Genomic DNA, 1,512 nt, shown 5'->3' on the forward strand with positions numbered 1-1,512 from the left:
TTCGCAACGGCGTCGACTTCGCGGTTGCTGACCTCTCGCAGGCCGAGTTCGGCCGCAAGGAGATCCGGCTGGCCGAGCACGAGATGCCCGGTCTGATGGCGCTGCGCCGTGAGTACGCCGAGGTGTACCCGCTCAAGGGCGCCCGCGTCTCCGGTTCGCTGCACATGACGGTGCAGACCGCGGTGCTGATCGAGACGCTGGTCAGCCTGGGCGCCGAGGTGCGCTGGGCGTCCTGCAACATCTTCTCCACCCAGGACCACGCGGCTGCCGCGGTCGTGGTCGGCCCGCACGGGACCGAGGAGGAGCCCAAGGGGGTGCCGGTGTTCGCCTGGAAGGGCGAGACGCTGGAGGAGTACTGGTGGACCGCCGAGCAGATGCTGACCTGGCCTGATGGCGGCGGCCCGAACATGATCCTGGACGACGGCGGCGACGCCACCATGCTCGTGCACAAGGGCAAGCAGTACGAGCAGGCCGGGGTGGTGCCGTCACCGGAGGCCGACGACTCCGATGAGTGGAAGGTCTTCCTCGGCCTGTGCAAGAAGTCGCTGGAGGCGGACAACGGCAAGTGGACGAAGATCGCTGAGGGGATCCGCGGGGTCACCGAGGAGACCACCACCGGCGTCATGCGGCTCTACCAGCTCGCCGCCCAGGGTGAGCTGCTGTTCCCGGCGATCAACGTCAACGACGCGGTGACGAAGTCGAAGTTCGACAACCGCTACGGCATCCGCCACAGCTTGATCGACGGCCTCAACCGGGGCACGGATGTGCTGATCGGCGGCAAGGTCGCGGTGATCTGCGGCTACGGCGACGTCGGCAAGGGCGCGGCGGAGTCGCTGCGCGGGCAGGGCGCGCGGATCATCGTGACGGAGATCGACCCGATCTGCGCGTTGCAGGCGGCGATGGACGGCTACGACGTGCAGCGCCTGGAGGACGTGCTGGACCGGGCGGACATCATCATCACGACCACGGGCAACAAGGACGTGGTGACCGCCGAGCACATGGCGAACATGAAGCACCAGGCGATCCTGGGCAACATCGGCCACTTCGACAACGAGCTCGACATGGCCGGTCTCGCGCGGTATCCCGGTGTGCGGCGGATCAACATCAAGCCGCAGGTCGACGAGTGGGTCTTCCCGACCGGCCGGTCGATCATCGTGCTGTCCGAGGGCCGCCTGCTCAACCTGGGCAACGCCACCGGCCACCCCAGCTTCGTGATGTCGAACTCGTTCTCCAACCAGGTGATCGCGCAGGTCGAGCTGTTCACCAAGTACAAGGAGTACGACAAGGAGGTCTACCGCCTCCCCAAGAAGCTCGACGAGAAGGTCGCCCGCATCCACCTCGCCGCGCTCGGTGGCCAGCTCACCAAGCTGACCAAGGAGCAGGCCGAGTACATCGACGTGGACGCCGAGGGCCCGTTCAAGCCCGAGCACTACCGCTACTGATCACGCCCTGCTGATCAGGAACGCCCGCCAGGCCCCGACGCTGAACCCCAGCTCGGGGCCTGGAGCGTTC

Annotated in this window: 1 protein-coding gene; it reads left to right on the forward strand. The window is 67.0% G+C overall.

Annotation, left to right across the window (positions count from 1 at the left end):
- A partial coding sequence (ahcY, locus tag FKR81_RS43055; protein ID WP_146361366.1) for an adenosylhomocysteinase occupies positions 1 to 1,442 on the forward strand: 1,442 nt, incomplete at its 5' end.
- Positions 1,443 to 1,512: the final 70 nt, after the last annotated feature.

It is taken from the genome of Lentzea tibetensis, assembly GCF_007845675.1.
Taxonomy (GTDB): Bacteria; Actinomycetota; Actinomycetes; order Mycobacteriales; family Pseudonocardiaceae; genus Lentzea; species Lentzea tibetensis.